Genomic DNA, 20,137 nt, shown 5'->3' on the forward strand with positions numbered 1-20,137 from the left:
AGAGAGTTTTAGGGCTCTCTCTCAAGGCATGGCAACGTTTAGCAGCGTTTATGCGTCCTCTAAACACTGCTAAACACCTCTGGATTAAAAATATATTCTTGTGATCCAGTACACCCAAGGGCTTTCGGCATAAACTCAAACTATTGCACTTCCTACAGACAATGCTGTTCAAATTGATCAGATTCATTAAAGAATTATGGGATGGTAAATTCTGGTTGATTGTCGGATTATTTGCGATCGTTGCCACGTTGGAGTTTTTGACACCTGCCGCTTATGTGTTTGGCTATCTGTATATTGGTCCAATTTTGCTGGTCAACACGCGCTTTGGCCGAATTGCAACTTTTCAAGCAACAGCGATCGCCTGTCTGCTGACGATGGCAAATGTATGGATTCCGGGGCATGAGGTAATCGAGATACCCACGATTGCCAGCCGTGCGATCGCAGTTTTAGCCCTGGTAGTGACTGGTTTTCTCAGCGATCGCAATCGCTCCTATCAACAAACAGTATTGCAACAAAAGGCGAAGCTCCAAGCGCAAGAAAAGCTCGCTAGCGTTCGAGAAGACTTCGCTTCCACCCTCACCCATGACCTTAAAACACCCATGCTGGGAGCGATCGAAACCCTGGAAGCCCTTCAGCGAGAGAACTTTGGTCCCATCCTTCCCGCCCAGAGAGTCGTCGTAACAACGATGATTCGGAGTCATCAAACCAGCTTGCAGCTTGTGGAAACGCTGCTGGATGTTTATCGAAATGATACGGAAGGGCTAAAACTGCAATTTGCTCCAGTTGATCTGGTGGAAGTAGCAGAGGACGTGGCAACCACCTTGATGGGGTTGGCAGCCAGTCGGCGCATCCACATTTCATTCAACTATGGCCATTCAGATTTTCGTCAGTTTCTCTGGGTGAATGGGGATGCCTTTCAGTTGCACCGAGTATTTGTTAATCTGTTAACCAATGCGATTAATCATTCACCCCGTGGCAGCAAAGTGGAGGTGGTTTTAGAACCAGGGTCTTCCTATCAAGTTGCCAAAGTGATGGATATGGGGGCTGGAATTACGCCTCAGGAATTGCCACACTTGTTTGAACGGTTCTATCAGGGAGAGAGCGATCGTCAGGCGAAAGGTTCTGGGTTAGGGCTATATCTCACTCGTCAAATTGTGGAAGCCCATGGCGGTAAAATTTGGGCTGAGAATCGTCAACCGAATGGTGCAGTTTTTGCTTTTCGATTGCCCGTACTCCCCTTCCAACTGTCCTTATCGACTTAAAATGTTAGCAAATCCTCTACGAATCCTCCTGGCAGAAGATGATGAACTCTTCCGCCTCGGTTTACGAATGCGGCTCCAGCAGGAGTCAGGCTTTGAGATCGTCGCCGAAGCAGAAGATGGGGAAACGGCAGTAGAAATGGCCAAGCGGACTCCCATTGATATTGTTGTGCTAGACATTGGGTTACCGGGAATTGGCGGCATTGAAGCGTGCCGTCAGCTTAAGCACCAGCAAGCTAATTTACCCATCTTGGTTCTCACCTCACGGACTCAGGCATCCCTCGTCTCTCGTTTGATTGAAGCTGGAGCACAGGGTTACTGCCTGAAAGGAATTGCCGCTGAAACGCTCATCTTGGCAATTCGCTCTGTCGCTGCGGGGGCTTCCTGGTGGGATGCGGTAGCCACCCATGAAATTCGGGCAGCCTTTGAAAACCAGTCAACCGATATCACGGTCAGTGAAAATTTAGACCCCTATCCAGGGCTGCAGGCCAACCCCTTAACACGGCGTGAACAAGAGATTCTGGCTCTGATTGTAGCAGGCAAGAGTAACCAGGAAATTGCTGGAGCCCTCTATATCACGGCGGGCACCGTTCGAGTTCATGTGCATGCAATCTTAAATAAATTAAGTGTGAGCGATCGCACCCAGGCAGCCACTCTGGCCATACAAAAGAAGTTCATTGCCAAGGATTTACTCTCAGATCGGTAAGGATAGGAATTCCGGCTTTGCTGAATGCAAATATGAATTACCCTCATCCCCAACCCTTCTCCCGCAGGAGAAGGGAGCTAAAACTCTTGTTCCCTCTCCTTTGGGAGAGGGCTAGGGAGAGGGCTGCATAAGGCTCAAGCACGAAAATCATCCTTCTATTCAGCAACGCCGGAATTCCCAGGGGTAGGGTAGCGAGCTATGCTGTGTCCTTTGTTAGGACTGCTGGTGACTCCAGATTCCTCGCCACCCTCACCCGAATCTCACCTCCTGCTGCACGACCTGCACCGTGGCAATATCCGCTGTTGGGTTCTCGGCGGCAAATCCCTGTCCTTTTAAGTAGGTCGGCACAATTAAATCGAGGATAGGTGTAGGGGTGAAGGGGGCATGCCCCCTTCCTGGGGGCGTTCGCGAAGCGTTGCGCCAGCAAAAGCCCCCAGACCCCCATTTTTATAATTAATCTCACCCGGTTACTTATAGGGTCATAGGGATGTTTAGGCCAAATGACCCACGACTCCACGGCAATGCCTGCGGTGCTGGTGGAAGTGGGCTTTGTGACTGGGCAAGAGGATGCACCTCGACTCAGTGACCCATCAATTTTAGTCGTTAGAGCGGCTAATTTCTGAGCAATCGTAACCCACTCAGAATGACCAGCACGGTTGATCCTTCATGCCCGACAACCCCAAGGGGTAGGGTGACATTACCAGCAAAATTGGCCGCAATCAGCAACATGATGAAGCCGATCGCAAATCCGATATTCTGTTTCACCACTTGGTGCGATCGCCGCCCCAATTTGACGGCCACGGCGATTTTCTCTAGCCGATCGGACACCAATACAATGTCAGCCGTTTCTAGCGCCACATCACTGCCGGCAATGCCCATGGCGATACCCACCGATGCCTGAGCCAGTGCGGGCGCATCATTAATGCCATCCCCAACCATCGCCACCGTCTTGTATTGCTTTTGCAGGTGTCGAATCAGGCGTAACTTGTGTTCTGGGAGTAGTTCAGCATAAACCTGATCCACTCCGACTGCTTGAGCAATGCTGTGAGCGGTACGCTGATTATCACCTGTCAGCATTATGATCTGTTCAATGCCCAGCTTTTTGAGTTGGGCGATCGCCCTTGCAGCTTCAGGTCGCACTTGATCGGCGATCGCAATCACCCCAATCGCCTGTTGCGCTTGAGCCACCCAGACTACGGTTTTGCCATCTTGTTCTAGCAAATCTGCTGATTGCACCAGTTCAATGGGGAAATCAGTAATGAATTGATTCACAAAATTGGCCGTGCCCACGCATACAGCCTGCTGCTGCCAACTCCCTGTAATACCTCGACCCGGATACGCCTGCACTTCAGTTGCCCGTGACCAGTCTAGATCTTGGGCGGCTTGCACAATTGCGGCTCCAATCGGGTGCTCTGAACTGGATTCCAGAGCGGCGGCAACTTGCAAGACTGCTGATGTAGAAAATCCTACTGCCGGAACGATCTGGCAAACCTGTAGCTGTCCAGTGGTGAGCGTGCCCGTTTTATCAAAGGCGATCGCCCGTACCTTACTAATCTGTTCCAACTGGGCACCGTTTTTGAACAAAATTCCCTGCCTCGCGCCATTGGCGATACCCGATAACAACGTGGGCATAATGGCTGCCATGAGCGCACAGGGCGACGCAACGACGAGAAAAATCAGCGCCCGATAGATTGTCGTTTCCCAACTCCACTGCAGCAGGAAAGGGGGTAGCACTGCCAGCAGCAGCCCCACCCCGACAATAACGCGAGCATAGCCATGTTCAAAGCGTTCAATAAATTGCTGGGAGGGGGGTATCTCAGTTTGTGCCTGCTCCACGAGTCGAATCACGCGCCGCAGTAGACTACTCTCTGGCGGTTGGTGAATTGTGAGTTTTAAAGCGCCATTGCCGTTGAGCGTTCCGGCAAAGACTTCATCCCCCACCGTCTTCTCAATCGGAATCGATTCTCCAGTAATCGCAGACTGATTCAATGTACTCAGTCCTTCCAATATCAAGCCATCGGTTGGAATCAGTTCTCCAGGTCTGACCACAATCTGATCACCCAATGCTAATTGGTCAATCGACACTGATACTGCTTTGCCCTGTCGCAACACTTGTGCGGTATCAGACGTTAAGCTCATCAGACTGCGAATGCTGCGATCGGTGCGCTGCATGGCATATTTTTCCAAAGCACCACTGATGGCAAAAATCAGAATCAACACTGCCCCATCCACAATCAGGTAATATTCCTGTCGCCACAAGCCCAGTCCTGCGGCTCCCAGAGCTGCCACAATCATCAGCAGGTCTACATCCAGTTCTTTTTCCTGGATCAGCGTTGCTAAACCTTCACGGGCACTCTCATACCCGCCCACGACGTAAGCCGCAGGCAGAATCAACAACGCCAGTCCCAGCCATCCGAGGTGGAGGGCAATCCATCCGAGTAGTAACAGGCAGCCACAGAGGATCGCCGCAGAAGTCTCTGAGTTTTTTGCTACCAATTGAGATAGACGCAATGAGTGAAGCATGAGCCGTGGGTAGAGAATTCTCTCACCCTAAACTTTTACATTAGTGTTAATGTCAAGCGTTGGTAGCGATGAGACTGCGATAGAATACGGAAAACTCCCCACCCATGAGCCGACTCCGCGCCGCTGGACTTGAACCAGATCTATAAACATGAGTACGTTTACCATCAAAGAATTGACGGATGCGGTTGGCAGCGGTATTACTCCCCGGATGGTGCGGCATTATCACCAGTTGGGATTAATGCCACAACCTGTGCGATCGCCTGCAAACTACCGCCTGTATACTGACCAGGATGTGCAACGCCTGCAACGCATTGTGGCACTGAAGCAGCAGGGTTTTCAGTTGTCCCACATTCACAAACTATTGGAAGCGGAGCCAGAAGCGGAACAAGCCACGCTGATGGCACAACTTCAGCAGCAGTACCAAACCATCATTCGCCAAATCACTCAATTGCGGCAGACGGCAACGGCATTAGAAGGGCTGTTGGGGCGCGATCTCCCTTGTCAAACGATGCAAGCTGAAGTCTTCTCCCAACTGAAATTGCTAGAGGTAGAAACACAGACGGGGGTGGGTGGATTGGAAAAACTTTGGTGCGGTTTAGATGCTCAAGTTCATGCCCATCCAGAAGCCTTTCAGGAATCGCTTCAGCGGTTATTGCCTGACTTGTCAACTCGATCGGAAATTGAAGTGGATCTGCTCTCCAAGCTGGTGCTAGCATGTGGTGATGTCAGTCTGGTGCCCTTCGTAAAATTGGGGAATCGGGCGATCGCAGCGGGTCGAGATGCGCTTAAATCTGGCTGCCCGATTGTGACGGATATTCCGGCAGTGACGGCAGCATTCGATCAAACCCGCCTGGCACATCTCAGTTGCGCCATTAAAACGCTGATTGACAATCCGCACATCACAGGTGCCGCAGAAGCCGAGCAGGAATTTTGGCGGCATCAGGGATGGCGTGAGCGACTAGAACACATTGTGGACGGGAGTGTATTGGTGATTGGCTATGCACCGTCCGTACTGCTGGCAGTGTGTGAAAATATGGCCAATCAAACGCTGCGACCCGCGCTGGTGATTGGGATGCCGATCGGCTTTAGTCATGCCCCGGCTGCAAAACGACAACTGATGCGATCACAAGTGCCTTTTATTACGATCGAAGGGGCCTTGGGTGGCGGGCTACTGGCAGCTACGGCACTGAATTCCCTCACAGAATCTTTAATTGCGAAACCCGATTGTCACTGTTACCTAGCCACTTAACGGACTCGTTCAGCTTCTCTCATTTCTAAATTCTGGAGTACTTCTTGCATCCTTTGAGGCGATACATGTTACTCTCTGCTTCACTGAAGTCCAGGATTATAGTTTCACCAGAAACAATGAAGATTACCTAGAAAACGGGGAATTGTCCTTCAAGCTGTCATCTCAACCCACAAAATATGGAGTAGTTTCTCCAACCGTGAAGTGCAAGCAAGGACGGCAGGTGTTCTACACCCTACAAGATCATCATGTGCTCGATTTCTATCGAGCAGTGATTGAACATTTAAGTAAGACAACCGTATAGAATGTCCTGCTATGCTCAAGCTAACGTTGTCCAAACCCTTGTCCGCGTCCGACTTTCGACCAAACCAATAGTTCGCCGTTCTGCCCCCCGGCTGCAAGTTGGTTTCCTTGAGGATGCCAGGATAGACAGGAAAAGCCATTGGGTGCGCCATTGAAAACTTGAGTCTGGCGTTTCGCCTTTTGCCACAAACAAACCCAACCGTCTGCTGCTGCTGAAGCCAGTAAAAGACTGTTCGGTTGAAATTCAATGGACTGGATTATTTCTTGATGCCCAGCGAGAACGCGACTGTCCCAGCCCTGGGCTGCGTCTGCTTGCTTTTCCCAGATGACCAGCCCTTCGACACTGGAAGCCGCCAGGAGCGGCGCACCCGTTTTGGTCAACATTTTTGACCAAGCAAGTTGACGGATCTTGCCTGGAAAACCACGCATCACCCAAGGCAAAAGCGGTTTCTCCCATTCCAGTACGGTGATGGTGCGATCGAGATTTCCCGACGCGATGTATTTGCCATCGGGCGACCAGGAGATCGCCAGACTTGCTGAAGGAATCGTGAGCAAATAGGGGTCATCATCCCAGTCGTCTGCCGTCCAGATTTTTACCCCCTGATACCCGCCCACACTCAACCGCTTGCCGTCAGGATGCCAGGTGATATCCAGAACTGAAGAAGTGTCGAAATTCAGGGTGGTAACGACAGCGCCGAGCGTGGCGTCCCAAACTTGCACATACTTTCCCAGGCTGAAGGCAAGGAGATTCTGGGTGGGACTCCACGCCAAGTGATCCACCCAGGCGGTCGCATTGCCGAGCGTGGCGATCGGTTCAGGGGCTGCTGGCTGCATATGCCAAAGGTTGACCCGTCCATCTTGTCCGCCCGTTGCGAGGAATTGCCCATCCCGCGAAAACGCCAGACAGTCCACCGATCGCCCGTTGGCTGGTTGTAAATTGGTCCTTTCTAAACCCCTGCCTTGGAACAGCACCACTTCCCCTGCGGCAGAACTAGCCGCTAAGGCATTGCCATCCGGCGTGTACGCGATCGCCGTGACATAATCGGACAGCGTTCCCTGCCAGTGTCGCTCGAACTCACCCTGGTTCTTTGTCCTTAAACCAAACATGCCCGGAAATCCTCTCGCAGTTGAGTTTCATTCAAGTTGCGACCAATGAAAACCAGTTCATTTTTGCGGGCTTCTCCTGGCTTCCAGGGGCGGTCGGCTCTGCCGTCGAATAGCATGTGAACGCCCTGAAACACAAAGCGTTGGTCTTCGCCAGCGATCGTCAAAATCCCTTTCATCCGAAAAATGTCCGGTCCTTGGGTTTGCAGCAACTTACCGAGCCACGCATTGAGCTTGTTGCCGTCTAATTCACCTGCTGCGACGATCGCTACCGAACCGACCGTTTCATCATGCTCATGCGCCGTTTCGTTTAAGAATTCTGGGTCAATTTCCAGGGCACGATTCAGGTCAAAGGCACCGATGCCCAAGAGCGCCTCCATCTCTAGTTCGGCGTTGCGGGTGCGATAGATTTTGGCAAGGGCATTCATGCTCCGAATCCGGCGTTCCAGTTCGTCTAGCTCCTCTGGCATGACCAGATCAGTTTTGTTGAGCAGCACCACATCGGCAAAGGCAATTTGTTCCTGCGCTTCTTCCGCTTCCCAGTGCTGCCAAATATGTTTAGCATCCACCACCGTTACAACTGAATCGAGATTGGTCTTCGCCTGTACGTCTTCATCCATGAAGAAAGTCTGAATCACGGGAGCCGGGTCAGCCAGTCCCGTTGTTTCAATCACCAGATGGTCAAACTTGTCGCGCCGTTTCATCAAGTTGCCGATAATCCGAATCAGGTCGCCCCGCACGGTACAGCAGATGCAACCGTTGTTCATCTCAAAAATTTCTTCGTCAGCATCAATCACCAATTGATTGTCAATGCCGACCTCGCCAAATTCGTTGATGATGACGGCAACTTTCTTACCGTGTTCGTGGGTGAGGATACGGTTGAGAAGTGTCGTCTTCCCGGCACCCAAATAGCCCGTGAGAACGGTTACAGGGACAGAACTTGGAATATCGGCAGCTACCATCGGTCACGCCTCTTTGTCTAAAGAACGATAATCATTCTCAAATTATAGATAAAAGCTGGGATTCAGCAAGTGTTTTGGGTTAAGGCGGAGTTCTGGCAATTTAGGGGTGAAGAAACCGAACTTTAGCAGGGAAGAAGGTGTGTCACAATGCCAACAACTCACTGATGCAGTAATTTTCAATGCCACCTACACCATCCGACCCACCAGCCAAAAAGTTCACCGATGCAGTGATCCGATTTTTCTGGGGCGCTGTCGTTGGCTGTTTCCTGGCTTTAATCCCCCTCTCCTATAGTTGGTATTTTCTTTCAGACGTTACGACAACTCAGATCTTTGCCCTCATTGCGTTTGGGGTGCTGGGAGGGATTGTCGGCACATTTAGCAATCTCCAGCAAATGGGTCGTTTCTTCGACTCCATTCCCTGGTTCTGAGTTTGATGATGGGTACAAATTAAGTCTGTAGGAACGGCAGTACGATCGCTGCCACTTCACTCGCCTCTTCCTCATGCATACCCAATGTTCCCGACAGCCGAACAGATTGAATGTTGGGTAATGCTGCCAGGGCTGCCATTTCAGCTTTCGATTGCGGGGGTGATTGTTCGCCGATTACAACCAGAGTAGGCATGGTGAGCGATCGCCCCACGGTCAAAAACTCGTCTCGATTAGCCATCGGGTCCAGGGTTCCCGTCACAAAGGCGGCTGGGGCAAACCGTGCCCCCGGTTGCTGGGTAATCTGGTGCTTGGCTTCTATAAAGTCTGGGGTAAGCCGTGCTTCATTCACAAACACATGGCGACGATACATGAATTTGAGAAAACCGGGAGTCGTATTCAGCCCGTAAAGAAATTGCCCCAGACCGGGCGATCGCACCAGTTCCCGCACCCCATCCCGCACAGGTGTTGGCGCACCCATCGCGCATAGTGGACCCTTCCAGGTCGGAGCCACCAATACCAGTTTTGAGACAAGGTTGGGCTGTTGAGCGGCTTGCATCGCGTATCCAGCGGCATGTCCGGCAGCGACAACGGCGATCGGTTGCTGAAAGTGGACGCGAACAAAATCCTGAAGGAGTTGACGGTAGAGGGCTGGTCGATAGTCCAATGAGGGGCGAATGGCTTGCGCCACGCTTCGCGGAACGCTCTGTCCAAATCCTAACCAATCCATTGCCACCACTTGAAAGTGTGGGGCTAACTGTTCGGCAATCCCCTGCATTTCGCCGCGAGTAGAAACCGTGCTAAAGGCAGGCAGCAGCAGAACTGGAGTGCCACTGCCGCGAGTCTCGTAGGCGATCGCAAAAGTCTGATTCTGCCATTGCCACTGGAATGTTTGAACCGTTCCACCAATTTGAGCCGCTTTCGGCATCAGTGTAGTCGTCATAGTGGCACCTTATACATTGCTAAAATAGGTTGCTACATTGAAACTACCACCAAACATATCCTCCCCAAGCCAGAATTGAGGTAAACACAATCGCAGCGATCGCCTGATTCCCGCACAAATGCAGATGTTAAAATTAACGTCAAGCAATGGCTCAGATTTTTATGGCGAGAAAATCTAAAGGCTTCGGTGAAATTCTCAACCAACAACGGGCGGATAAAACCCATCAAAAAGGACTAGAGAAGTTGCAGCAGAAGGTTCAGAAAGGACCTTTGGGCGACAAATTTGCGGGTATGGTGACAAATCCGAAAGGTGAAGCCAAGATGTCTGAGGTTTTGGAGGAATTTGTTGAACCTTATCTAGACTTCGCTCAGAATCGGAGTCAACAGGAAAAGTTGTTCAGCATTGCCGTGATTGCCTGGAACTTAGCCATTATGCCGGAGAATGAGCGGCAACCGATGATTGACCAGTTGATCAAAGTGGGCTTGAAAGGGAATGACCCGTTAGCTCAACAAGATACGCGGGAGATTATTGACGAACTCATTGCTCGAAAACAGAAATTCTTTGCCAAGAATAAGCGGTATATTGTTGATTTTCAACTGCAAGATACAGGCAAGCAATTTCACCTTTCTGTTGCATCCATGTTATCAAATCCCCTCGTTAAGCCATGACTTATCAAAAAGTGCTAGATGCCTTGAAGTAGCCATCACGCAGCATCTGATTGACAAGCTCATTCAAGATTGCGAGACCCTTGCGGTATCTACAAAGCAGCACGCTCTGCCAAGAGTTGCACAAACGCTTGATGCATGGGGTCAGCAATTCCAGTTTGCAGCCCATTCAGCACCTCCTTCATCCTACCCTCTAATAAGGCTGGTACGTTCAGCCACAATCCGGGAAACACGCTACTGCGAATCATGCCATCGGCATCCGGTTCAATGACAACAAATTCCTCTGCTTGCAGCCGAAACCAACTGAAGCGATTCTCAAAGGTTTGCCAGACCAGATACTCCTGTACCCCATTGCGGCGATAGGCATTCTGCTTGGCTCCTAAATCGATCGCTGCACTACTGGTGGCAATTTCCGCCACTAATTCCGGTGCCCCTTCAATGTAGCCACCCTCACTAATCGTTGAGCTACCGCCAATTTCAATCCGCAGCAAGGCATCCGGTTGGGGTTCGTTATCGAGATCTAAACGTGTCGTTGTGTTGTCGGCAGCACTGACCCCAGGAGTTGCTGCCCAATAAACTGCTAACCAACCGACTAAGGCAGCGTGAGGTGTACCGTGAAAAACTCTAACTGGGGATGCCACGTAAACCACTCCTTCAATTAATTCCGCTTTGAATTTTTCCGGGGTCGCCTCATAGCGGCGCTCAAACTCAGCACGAGTCAGGCGATCGCCACTCTCCAGGGGGGGAATCGGCATGGAACGAGGAGGCTGTTGCAACACCATAATCAAGCTCTAGAGCGATGAAGGAGATAGCATCTATTTTAGTCAATAAGTGCTTGACTTCCCGTAGACCAGACCAACAATTCGCCTTGTTGTCCGCCTGCGGCTAAATGGTGTCCCGTCGGGTGCCATGCCAGACAGGAAAAGCCTGCTTCTGCTCCTTCCAGGACTTGAGCCGCTTCCAGGGCGGCTTGCCACAGAATAATCCAGCCATCTTTGGACAGTGAGGCAAGCCATCCCGTTTTGGGTTGTGAAATGCCATGTTTCTTTCGCACTTAGCTCCAGAATGGATTTTAGGGTCATGGTGATGCCTCTTCAAGACCGATGCCAACGGCTTTGTCCATCGGGTTGATCAATTAAAGTAATGCCCATTGCTTGCAACTCATTGCGAATGCGATCGCTTTCGGCATAGCGTTTTTCCTGCCGTGCCTGTTGCCGTTGTCGCAGCAGAGATTCAACCCAACTGACATCAATGTCTGGTTCAAGGATGGAGGCTGGCTGAACGTCTAAACCTAAGATCTGTGCCAGGTGAGTCAGGGTTTGCAAACGCTGTTGTAACTGCCTATCGGTTAGCTCTGACGACCCCTGATAGCTGCGTAAATTGAACTCCCGCTTCAGTGCCTTGGCGAGTTCAAACAGCACGGCTAATCCTGCTGCCGTATTCAAATCATCGTCCATTGCCGTTTGAAAACGATTGATCGATTCAGCGTCCATTGATGGGGAATCAAGGGGAGTAGGGAGTAGGGAGTAGGGAGTAGAACTATCCCATTCCCCATTCCCCACTCTCCACTCCCCATTCTCATACTCGTAACTGAACAAAAGCGCCTCTTTCAGCGTTTGCCAGCCATTCTCAGCGGCAACGATCGCGTCTTTCGTAAAGTCCAATGGTTTGCGGTAATGGGCTTGCAGCACAAATAGCCGAATTGCCATTGGGTCAACGGGTTGGGGATAGTCTGACCACTTGCCATCCAGCAATGCTTGAATGGTGGTGAAATTGCCCAGAGATTTGGACATCTTCTCACCATTCACTGTTACCATGCCATTGTGTAGCCAGTAGTTTGCCAACGGCTGACCCGTCAACACTTCCGACTGAGCAATCTCATTCTCATGATGGGGAAAGACCAGATCGCCTCCACCGCCGTGAATATCGATCGCCTCTCCCAAGCGTGCCCGAATCATGGCAGAGCATTCAATGTGCCAGCCCGGTCGCCCTTCGCCCCAGGGAGAATTCCAGGCAGGTTCACCGGGCTTTGCCGCTTTCCACAGCGCAAAGTCAAACGGGTCTTGCTTATGGCACTCTGGACTATGCAGGTCAACTCGTCCGCCTGCCCCCGCTTGCATCTCTTCCAGTCGCCGTCCAGAGAGTTTTCCGTACTCTACAAACTGCCTCACACTGTAGTAAACATCGCCATCCACCGCGTAGGCATAGCCTCGATCTGCGAGTGCTTGAATCAATTGATGAATAGCGGGAATATGCTCAGTCACACGGGGGTATTCATCCGCATCCAGAATGTTCAAGCGACGAATATCTCGAAAGTAGGCAGCAATGTAGCGATCGGCAATGGCTTGCATCGAACTGCCTTCTGCTTTGGCTCGATTCAGAATCTTGTCGTCAATGTCGGTAAAATTTTGCACATAGCGCACCTGATAGCCACGCCACTTTAAATATCGCCGCACCACATCCCATCCGATGTATGAGCGAGCATGACCCAAATGGCAATCGTCATAAACCGTTACTCCACAGCAGTACATCGTGACTTTACCCGGTTCGATCGTTGTGAACGGTTCTTTGCGACGAGTCAACGTGTTGTAAATGGTTAGAGTCATGATGGACGGAGATTGCCAAAATCAAAAAGTGAATATTGTTTTTAGACGATTGAGAACATCGTGAGTCCAATTCCGGCACACATAATCACAATTGCACTGACGATCGAGAGCTGCCGCCCTAACTGCTCAGGTGCAGCAAATTGATCAAGCCACTGTTTGGCATAAAGCACCAGTAGCCCGACAAAGACCAGCACCGATGCCATCCCAGCGCTAAAACCGCTGACCAGAAATAATCCGTAAGTGGTTTGGTGGAGCGCGATCGCACTCAGCAGCAAAACCAACGCCGAGGGGCAAGGCACCATTCCTCCCGCAATGCCCAAGCTAACGAGGGATGCCATAGAAGTATCAGCAGAGGGATCAGACGAAGGCTCGTGATGATGGGCTGAACCCACTTCATGATGATGGTGATGAGAGCAATGATCAGCTTCTGAATTCAGGCGGCGCTGAAGCAACCTCACCCCAACTCCGCAAACCGTTAGCCCACTGATTACACTCAGAACTGGATATAGCTGATCTGGAATCACATACTGTGAAGCGAAAAGTACCCCAAGCCCCAGCAAAAAGATGGTCAACGTGTGGGTAATAGTCGTCACCAGACCCAAGAGAATAGCGTGTTGAGGAGTGCCTCGCGCACCTACCAAATAGGCGCTAATCATGGTTTTCCCATGCCCCGGTGCCAAGGCATGAATGGCACCCACGCCAAAGGCGATCGCGATGCCTGCCGATATAGTGCCAAAGGAAGGCGGAGATTCGAGTAAGCCAGTCAGCCGCGAGGCATGATCCAGATGGGCTAGGATAGGCAGTTGTTGCATGTTGATGTCCTCACACCTTCAACATTAAGAGCGGTACAGGCTGACTCAATTGAGCCAAGCATACAATTTAAGCACTCCTTTTCAAGTATGATTAAAATGATAATCATTATCATACTAGCATGGACATCCACAGCATTCCTGCCCCGCCAACTCCCTGGTCGCAGCAACTGGTTGAACCGACGATCGATCCCAGTGTTTACATCCATCCATTGACCAATGTGATTGGGGATGTCCGTATTGGCGAACAGGTGCATATTGCACCAGGGGTCTCGATTCGTGCTGATGAGGGAATGCCGTTTTACATCGGAGCTAATGTCAACATTCAAGATGGGGCAGTCGTTCATGGGTTAGAGCAAGGGCGCGTCACTGGTGATGATGGCAACCCTTACTCGGTGTGGATGAGTGACAATGCCTCAATCACTCATATGGCGTTGATTCATGGTCCTGCCTATGTGGGCAAGGGGTGTTTTATTGGATTCCGTTCCACTGTGTTTAATGCCCGTGTCGGGGATGGCTGTATTGTCATGTCCCATGCGTTAATTGAGAATGTGGAGATTCCAGCGGGCAGGTATGTGGCATCTGGCTCGGTGATTATCCATCAGCAACAAGCCGATCGCTTACCCAATGTCCAGGAAGCCGATTCAACATTTGCCCGTCATGTCGTCAGCATCAATCAAAAACTACGTCAGGGCTATCTCTGCGCTGAAGATCAGGTCTGCATCGCTACCATTCGCAATGAACCAAACGGACACCCAACCGTTCAGCCTGCTTCTCGCAACGGACATCGCCCATCCTTACCTCTAGATGCTCAAGCGATCGCCTGGATTCGAGAGGTATTGAGCCAGAAATTTTATATTGGCGTGGAACAGGCGGATACGCGACGGTTTCGGGCAAATTCCTGGTCAGATTGCGGCGTGATTAAAGTGACGCAGGAAGAGGAGGCGATCGCCGCAGTAGCACAACTTCTACAACGTTATCCACATCAATATGTGCGTCTGTTTAGCATCAATCCTGGAACTCGACAGCGAGGTAGTGGTTTAGTGATTCAACAGCCCTTGGAGAAGTGAAGCAGTAAAGCGGTGGAGGAGAGAAGGAGGAATAAACAATTACCTGATTCCTCCATTACTTTGTTGAAAGTGAAACTGAATTAAAGAAACAACTTCTGGCTCCCGTATGGCAGGCAACATTGCCCACCTGCTCAATTTTTAATAGAAGCGTATCGGCGTCACAGTCGTAATAAAACGCTTTGACTTTCTGAATATGTCCAGACGTTGCCCCTTTATGCCACAGTTCTGCACGCGATCGGCTCCAGTAATGGGCTTCTCCTGTTTCTAAGGTTCGATGAATCGATTCACGGTTCATCCATGCCATCATCAAGACGGTATTGTCCAGATAATCTTGGGCGATCGCTGGAATCAAGCCCTGTTCGTTAAACTTAAGCTGTTCTATCCACAAAAAAGTTTGATTCATCGTCACAATCGGGTTAGACAATTATTCAATGTTTGAATCAAAAAGAGAGCATCCAGTTTGCGCCCAATCAGTACCATCTGGTTTTTTGGAGCAGCCGTCCATTCACTGTCATCAATTGTGAACCGCTTGCCACTGAGTTGAAACAGATGTCGTCTAGGGCTTTCAGCGAACCAGAGTACCCCTTTTGCTCGAAACACATTGTCAGGAAGTTGATAATCTAAAAATTGCTGAAATTTCTTCAAGGCAATGGGGCGATCGCTTTGAAAGGATACGGACATGAATCCATCGTTGTTCAGGTGCTGGGTGTTTAGGTTTAGTTGTGTTCCGGAGTCTAGAGAAGCATCAATTGTAGAAAGATTGATATCAAGAATTAGGGATAGCGGTACTTTACCGTGCTGCGATCGTAAAATCCGAGCACGCTCTTTCACAGAATGGAGATAATCTTCTAACTCTTTTACTCTTGATTCCGTGACTAAATCCGTTTTATTCAGCAGAATCATATCCCCATACAAGATCTGATTCATCGCGGCACCACTGTTGTAATGCTCAGAAGGCGTAAAGGTTTCGGCATCAACAACGGTCACGATCGCATCTAACTGGGTTAAATCCCTCAACTCTGTTCCTAAAAACGTCAGGGCGATCGGCAAGGGATCTGCCACTCCAGTGGTTTCCACAATTAAATACTCAATCCGATCCTGCCGTTCCAGCACCCGGTAAACTGCATCCGCTAAGTTGTCATTAATGGTGCAACAGATACAGCCATTTGTCAGTTCAATCATGTCCTCATCAACGGCAATTAAGAACTGACTGTCGATGTTAATGTCACCAAATTCATTCACTAAGACAGCGACTTTGTAGGCTTCAAAGTTTTGCAGGATGTAGTTTAACAGCGTTGTTTTACCACTACCTAAGAAGCCGGTGATGATGGTGACAGGGAGCCTGGTGTCGGCTGTTGAGAGATTAGACATGGAGCGTGGGAAAGGGGAGTAGGGAGTAGGGAGTAGGGAGTAGGGAGTAGGGAGTAGGGAGTAGGGAGTAGGGAGTAGGGAGTAGGGAGTAGGGAGTAGGGAGTAGGGAGTAGGGRGTAGGGAGTAGGGGGTAGGGAGTAGGGAGTAGCCCCATTCCCCATTCCCCATTCCCCACTCCCCATTCCCCATTCCCCATTCCCCATTCCCCACTCCCTATTCCCCCTTCTGCAACATCAACGCCACTTCTTTGGCAAAGTACGTCAAAATCAAGTCGGCTCCGGCACGTTTCATACTCGTCAGCGTTTCTAAAATCACCTTTTTCTCATCAATCCAGCCCTGTGCCGCAGCGGCTTTGATCATGGCGTACTCGCCACTGACGTTGTAAGCTGCCACAGGCAAATTCGTGTGCTGCTTGATCTGGCAAATAATATCCAGATACGCCAACGCAGGCTTGACCATCACAATATCTGCGCCCTCTGCAATGTCCAGATCCACTTCTTTAATGGCTTCTCTGGAGTTTGCGGCATCCATTTGATAGGTTTTCTTATCACCAAACTTGGGAGCAGAGTCCAGGGCATCGCGGAAGGGACCGTAGTAGGCAGAGGCATACTTGGCAGAGTAGGCGAGAATGCCCACATTGATCCACCCTTCCGCATCCAAGGCTCGGCGAATGGCCCCTACCCGACCATCCATCATGTCCGACGGGGCAACAAAATCGGCTCCCGCTTCTGCCTGCGCCAATGCCTGTTTCACCAGTACCGCAACCGTTTCATCGTTGAGAATAATGCCATCCTGCACAATGCCGTCATGTCCCTCACTGCTATAGGGGTCAAGAGCCACATCGGTAATGATCAAAATACTGGGAACGGCTTGTTTGATGGCTTGAACAGCGCGAGGAATTAAACCATCGGGGTTGTAGCTTTCGGTGCCAGCATTGTCTTTCTGATTGTAGGGAATCAAGGGAAATAGGGCGATCGCTCCAATGCCCAACTCATCTGCCTGCCTTACCTCATCCAACAGCAAATCCAGTGTGTAGCGGTAGCAACCGGGCATGGATGGCACTTCTTCCCGCTGCCCCTCTCCTTCCATCACAAACAGCGGATAGATCAAATCTTCGACTCGCAGAACATTCTCCCGTACCATCCGACGCAGGGTTTCCGTTCGCCGCAATCGCCGGGGACGATGGGAGATCGCTGGCACAATGGCATTGACTTGATGCCCAGAATCGGTGGAATCGGTTTCTGTCTGCGGAGTTTGGAGTGCAAGCGTTGAGGTTTCAGTCAGGCTCATAGTATAATGAGAACGATTATCATTCGCTTATTCTACAGCACTCGCCGTGAAAAGTGACTCATCCTCTCAAGAAAGTGCAACCCATTCACCCCGCCTGACTCACAATCAGCAAGCAGTGCTCGATGTGTTGCACCAGCAAGCGGATGCCCTCTCCGCTCAGGAGTTATACAGTCTTTTGCGAGAACGACAGACGATCGGGCTGGCAACCGTGTATCGGGCATTAGAAACGCTGAAATTGCATGGATTGATCAAAAGTCGGATGGGTGCAAACGGTGAAGCGTTCTACAGTCTCGTTACGCCCGACCAGCACTATCTGACCTGTTTGCAATGTGGTCAATCCTTCCCGCTCGATCACTGCCCGGTACAGGAATTAGAAACTCACTTGCAGCCTTCAGTTCCGTTCAAAATTTACTATCACACACTAGAGTTCTTTGGACTCTGTGAACCTTGCACTCATCAAATTCCTTCGTGATTGCGCGGTTTCTCTCACCACAATCTAGAAATCTACTGAGAAACGCGACCTTCTACAGTTTGAAATCCTTTTCCAGAGCCATAGCGAACAGTCTTGAATTCAATTCGGTTGGAATTAGGGTGATAAAGCGTGTAAGTAGCTTGACCAGGAATACGTCCAACATGGCCAACGCCAACAATCTGCCGGGGTTTCACCTGGGTTGCTTGTGGTGAGACCGTTTGATCCAACGTCGTAATACTGGATGTCACACTACCCTGCTGAATCTCGTACTGGAACGTCAAACCAGAGCGACCACAAAAGAGAGTATTTGCATCCATTCGCATCAGCCGATCGAGCATCTGAATCGGGGATGTATCCGGAGTCAGTTCATCACTCACGCTGACACTGCTAGCATGAATCAGTAAGCAATCGAGTTCAAAGAAACCAAAGTCAAGCGATCGCACCCACTCCACCGTGTTTCGTGGAATTGCATCCCACAGGGTTTTCACCATTTCCACACCATATCGCTCAATCAGTTCAGTGGGTTCTCCGGTTCGTCCTAAGCCATGTAAGATCAGTAACTGTTCTTCCCACCATCCCTGACACACCTGAGGTACAGGCTCATTGACACGAGGGGATTGAATTCGCTGGATGACTTTGATGCTTGCAGGGGTTGCCGCAATCACATCACCCAGGATATACAGTTCTTCTACCGGGTGTCGTTGCCGCTTGATATCTGCTAGTACGGCTTCGTAAGCTGCTAAATTCCCTTCAATGCCACTTAAAATTGCCCAACAAGTCATCTGATGCTACACGCCTTTATGATTTGGAAATTGTCACCTATTCTGCAAATGCGAACCAGCCTGCGAAAATAAAGCCAGTATAAAACCGAGTTATTTTGGTGAAACCAGCTTGAGCTAACAACTCCAGGGTTCGTTCTTCTGAAATACATTGGATGTTTTGCCACACGCCGTCAGCAAGCTCATTGAGTCGTTGTGCTTCCATCCCTGCCATTTGTGCTCGTTTTTGCCATCCATCAATCAAACGCTTAAACCCCTCTGATTGCTTATCTCCATGTGCATCTACTAACACAAACGGGCTACCCGGTTGAAGCCGAGCCGCGATCGCCTTGAGGTAATCCAGCTTGGTGCCATCATCGGGTAGAAAATGCATCACGAGTAGGCTGGTTGCTGCGTTGAATGGAACCTGTGGCAGGTCTTGCACAACGCCCTGATGGAGAGTGACGCGATCCTCAATTCCCAAAGATTCAACCTTGGATTGAGCCACTGCCAGCATTTTTTCAGACGGATCAACACCCGTGAATTGCCAGGTTGGATGCGTTTGACTCAAAGCACTGATTTCGTTGCCACCGCCTGCCCCAACCACAAGAATATGAGCGTCATCCGTCAAATAGAGTTGGAATAAAGCTGTCAGCATGGTGAGCATTGCATCATAGCCCGGAATACTTTGCCGTACTGCGATGTCGTAATCAGCCGTTGGCAAATTAGGATTCTGATCAAAATCAAACGGGTTTTCGCTCATGGCTATCGCTCACACACATGAGTTGGATCATCGGCGCGTTCGGCAAACTCTATCCCCCTGGCTAAGCGCCACGCGAAGATCGGCGGTAGACCTTTTTCAATAATGGCAGCACAGGTTTTTTGATAGTCGTATTCCACTTCACGCAGCGTAATCTGATCCGTATCTGCGTCATAAATCACGTAGGTTGCATTGGGTCTACCATGACGCGGTTCTCCGACTGAGCCTGCATTGACAATCCGCTTCAAGGGTGCAGAAAAACTCATGTCTTCTTCTGATTTGCCTGTCGATTTAACTCGGATTTGCAGTTGTCCTGCATTGAGCGATCGCACGTAGGGCACATGGGTATGACCGCAAAACAAAATATCGGCACCCGTTGACAACACTCGCTCCATTGCCACAAACGCATCCACTTCTGGCAGCAGATATTCATGCTGATTATGAGGACTGCCATGCACAAAACACAGGTTGTCATCGCGCAAGCTCAGGGGTAGCTGTGCCAGATATTCCCGCACTTCAGGGTGAATCACCTGGTTCGTCCACTCATGCGCTAACTTGCCGCGTTTCTCTGCCAACACGGAGGGATAGCTACATTCACAAGCATTTAGCCCCTCCACAATATCTTCATCCCAACATCCCTGACAGGTCGGGATATCCAGAGCGCGAATCATCTCCACCACCGCATTGGGATGAGGTCCGTATCCCACTAAATCACCGAGACAATAAATTTTATCTGCGTTTTGATCGTCAATATCAGATAGCACAGCATTGAGTGCTTCATAATTTCCGTGAATGCAAGACATCACCGCGATTTTCATTAACGTTGCTCTCCTAATTGAATTTGATAAAGATGGGGAATGGGGAG

General features: G+C 50.3%; 22 protein-coding genes. 8 read left to right on the plus strand and 14 right to left on the minus strand.

Annotation, left to right across the window (positions count from 1 at the left end):
- Positions 1 to 161: 161 nt before the first annotated feature.
- The 3 genes from BST81_RS06780 (at position 162) to BST81_RS27375 (ending at position 2,588) form a co-directional block, all read left to right on the plus strand.
- On the plus strand, positions 162 to 1,262 hold the full coding sequence (locus tag BST81_RS06780) for a HAMP domain-containing sensor histidine kinase (RefSeq protein ID WP_075597789.1): 1,101 nt from the start codon (positions 162 to 164) through the stop codon (positions 1,260 to 1,262).
- A 1-nt stretch (position 1,263) separates the two neighbouring features.
- Positions 1,264 to 1,965 (plus strand): response regulator transcription factor, encoded by a 702-nt coding sequence (locus tag BST81_RS06785; protein WP_075597790.1) that lies wholly within the window; start codon positions 1,264 to 1,266, stop codon positions 1,963 to 1,965.
- A 500-nt stretch (positions 1,966 to 2,465) separates the two neighbouring features.
- The gene (locus tag BST81_RS27375; protein ID WP_253188112.1) at positions 2,466 to 2,588 is read left to right on the plus strand and encodes an N-acetylmuramoyl-L-alanine amidase; all 123 of its coding nucleotides are present in this window, start codon (positions 2,466 to 2,468) and stop codon (positions 2,586 to 2,588) included.
- Here BST81_RS27375 and BST81_RS06790 read toward each other — a convergent pair.
- A complete protein-coding gene (locus BST81_RS06790) occupies positions 2,578 to 4,488 on the minus strand; it encodes a heavy metal translocating P-type ATPase (RefSeq protein ID WP_075597791.1) in 1,911 nt (636 codons plus the stop codon). The genes BST81_RS27375 and BST81_RS06790 overlap by 11 nt on opposite strands.
- Positions 4,489 to 4,636: 148 nt before the next feature.
- Here BST81_RS06790 and BST81_RS06795 point away from each other — a divergent pair, with 148 nt between their 5' ends.
- Positions 4,637 to 5,737: a precorrin-8X methylmutase gene (locus BST81_RS06795; RefSeq protein WP_075597792.1), complete on the plus strand. Its 1,101-nt coding sequence runs from the start codon at positions 4,637 to 4,639 to the stop codon at positions 5,735 to 5,737.
- A gap of 321 nt (positions 5,738 to 6,058) precedes the next feature.
- Here BST81_RS06795 and BST81_RS06800 read toward each other — a convergent pair whose 3' ends face one another.
- Both BST81_RS06800 and BST81_RS06805 read right to left on the minus strand, forming a co-directional pair.
- Positions 6,059 to 7,144: a WD40 repeat domain-containing protein gene (locus BST81_RS06800; protein WP_075597793.1), complete on the minus strand. Its 1,086-nt coding sequence runs from the start codon at positions 7,142 to 7,144 to the stop codon at positions 6,059 to 6,061.
- Positions 7,132 to 8,103, minus strand: coding sequence for a GTP-binding protein (locus tag BST81_RS06805; protein WP_075597794.1), 972 nt, complete (start codon positions 8,101 to 8,103; stop codon positions 7,132 to 7,134). Before BST81_RS06805 ends, BST81_RS06800 begins: the two co-directional genes overlap by 13 nt.
- Before the next feature lie 179 nt (positions 8,104 to 8,282).
- Here BST81_RS06805 and BST81_RS06810 point away from each other — a divergent pair, with 179 nt between their 5' ends.
- The gene (locus BST81_RS06810; protein ID WP_075597795.1) at positions 8,283 to 8,531 is read left to right on the plus strand and encodes a hypothetical protein; all 249 of its coding nucleotides are present in this window, start codon (positions 8,283 to 8,285) and stop codon (positions 8,529 to 8,531) included.
- 19 nt (positions 8,532 to 8,550) lie between these two features.
- Here BST81_RS06810 and BST81_RS06815 read toward each other — a convergent pair whose 3' ends face one another.
- On the minus strand, positions 8,551 to 9,471 hold the full coding sequence (locus BST81_RS06815) for an alpha/beta hydrolase (protein ID WP_075597796.1): 921 nt from the start codon (positions 9,469 to 9,471) through the stop codon (positions 8,551 to 8,553).
- A 146-nt stretch (positions 9,472 to 9,617) separates the two neighbouring features.
- On the opposite strand from BST81_RS06815, the gene BST81_RS06820 reads away from it, so the two are divergent.
- Positions 9,618 to 10,139, plus strand: coding sequence for a hypothetical protein (locus BST81_RS06820; RefSeq protein WP_253188113.1), 522 nt, complete (start codon positions 9,618 to 9,620; stop codon positions 10,137 to 10,139).
- 89 nt (positions 10,140 to 10,228) lie between these two features.
- On the opposite strand, the gene BST81_RS06825 is transcribed toward BST81_RS06820, so the two are convergent.
- The 4 genes from BST81_RS06825 to BST81_RS06840 are packed head-to-tail and all read right to left on the minus strand — an operon-like array spanning position 10,229 to position 13,554.
- A complete protein-coding gene (locus BST81_RS06825) occupies positions 10,229 to 10,918 on the minus strand; it encodes a Uma2 family endonuclease (RefSeq protein WP_075597797.1) in 690 nt (229 codons plus the stop codon).
- A 38-nt stretch (positions 10,919 to 10,956) separates the two neighbouring features.
- Positions 10,957 to 11,190 carry a hypothetical protein gene (locus BST81_RS06830; protein ID WP_253188114.1) on the minus strand — a complete coding sequence of 78 codons (234 nt, stop codon included), beginning with the start codon at positions 11,188 to 11,190 and terminating at the stop codon, positions 10,957 to 10,959.
- 40 nt (positions 11,191 to 11,230) lie between these two features.
- Entirely contained in the window at positions 11,231 to 12,742 is a 1,512-nt protein-coding gene (cysS, locus tag BST81_RS06835; protein WP_075597798.1) for a cysteine--tRNA ligase, read from the minus strand.
- Positions 12,743 to 12,783: 41 nt separating this feature from the next.
- Positions 12,784 to 13,554: a sulfite exporter TauE/SafE family protein gene (locus tag BST81_RS06840; protein WP_075597799.1), complete on the minus strand. Its 771-nt coding sequence runs from the start codon at positions 13,552 to 13,554 to the stop codon at positions 12,784 to 12,786.
- Positions 13,555 to 13,673: 119 nt separating this feature from the next.
- Here BST81_RS06840 and BST81_RS06845 point away from each other — a divergent pair, with 119 nt between their 5' ends.
- Positions 13,674 to 14,621, plus strand: coding sequence for a ribulose bisphosphate carboxylase small subunit (locus BST81_RS06845; RefSeq protein ID WP_075597800.1), 948 nt, complete (start codon positions 13,674 to 13,676; stop codon positions 14,619 to 14,621).
- A 55-nt stretch (positions 14,622 to 14,676) separates the two neighbouring features.
- Here the strand turns inward: BST81_RS06845 and hisI are convergent, their stop codons facing one another.
- The 3 genes from hisI to hemB all read right to left on the minus strand — a co-directional run bounded on the left by hisI (position 14,677) and on the right by hemB (position 17,282).
- A complete protein-coding gene (hisI, locus tag BST81_RS06850) occupies positions 14,677 to 15,024 on the minus strand; it encodes a phosphoribosyl-AMP cyclohydrolase (protein WP_075597801.1) in 348 nt (115 codons plus the stop codon).
- A 2-nt stretch (positions 15,025 to 15,026) separates the two neighbouring features.
- Positions 15,027 to 15,992: a GTP-binding protein gene (locus tag BST81_RS06855; RefSeq protein ID WP_075597802.1), complete on the minus strand. Its 966-nt coding sequence runs from the start codon at positions 15,990 to 15,992 to the stop codon at positions 15,027 to 15,029.
- Between the two features lie 213 nt (positions 15,993 to 16,205).
- Complete coding sequence (hemB, locus tag BST81_RS06865) at positions 16,206 to 17,282, minus strand: porphobilinogen synthase (protein ID WP_075597804.1); 1,077 nt, start codon at positions 17,280 to 17,282, stop codon at positions 16,206 to 16,208.
- A 46-nt stretch (positions 17,283 to 17,328) separates the two neighbouring features.
- Between hemB and BST81_RS06870 the strand changes: the two genes are divergently transcribed.
- Positions 17,329 to 17,754, plus strand: a complete 426-nt coding sequence (locus BST81_RS06870) for a Fur family transcriptional regulator (protein WP_083636706.1) — start codon at positions 17,329 to 17,331, stop codon at positions 17,752 to 17,754.
- A gap of 32 nt (positions 17,755 to 17,786) precedes the next feature.
- Here the strand turns inward: BST81_RS06870 and BST81_RS06875 are convergent, their stop codons facing one another.
- The 3 genes from BST81_RS06875 to BST81_RS06885 are packed head-to-tail and all read right to left on the minus strand — an operon-like array spanning position 17,787 to position 20,090.
- Positions 17,787 to 18,536, minus strand: coding sequence for a metallophosphatase (locus BST81_RS06875; protein WP_075597805.1), 750 nt, complete (start codon positions 18,534 to 18,536; stop codon positions 17,787 to 17,789).
- Positions 18,537 to 18,573: 37 nt separating this feature from the next.
- Positions 18,574 to 19,275: a class I SAM-dependent methyltransferase gene (locus BST81_RS06880; protein WP_075597806.1), complete on the minus strand. Its 702-nt coding sequence runs from the start codon at positions 19,273 to 19,275 to the stop codon at positions 18,574 to 18,576.
- Between the two features lie 2 nt (positions 19,276 to 19,277).
- Complete coding sequence (locus tag BST81_RS06885) at positions 19,278 to 20,090, minus strand: metallophosphoesterase family protein (protein WP_075597807.1); 813 nt, start codon at positions 20,088 to 20,090, stop codon at positions 19,278 to 19,280.
- Positions 20,091 to 20,137: the final 47 nt, after the last annotated feature.

Origin of the sequence: Leptolyngbya sp. 'hensonii' (assembly GCF_001939115.1) — a bacterium.
Classification (GTDB): domain Bacteria; phylum Cyanobacteriota; class Cyanobacteriia.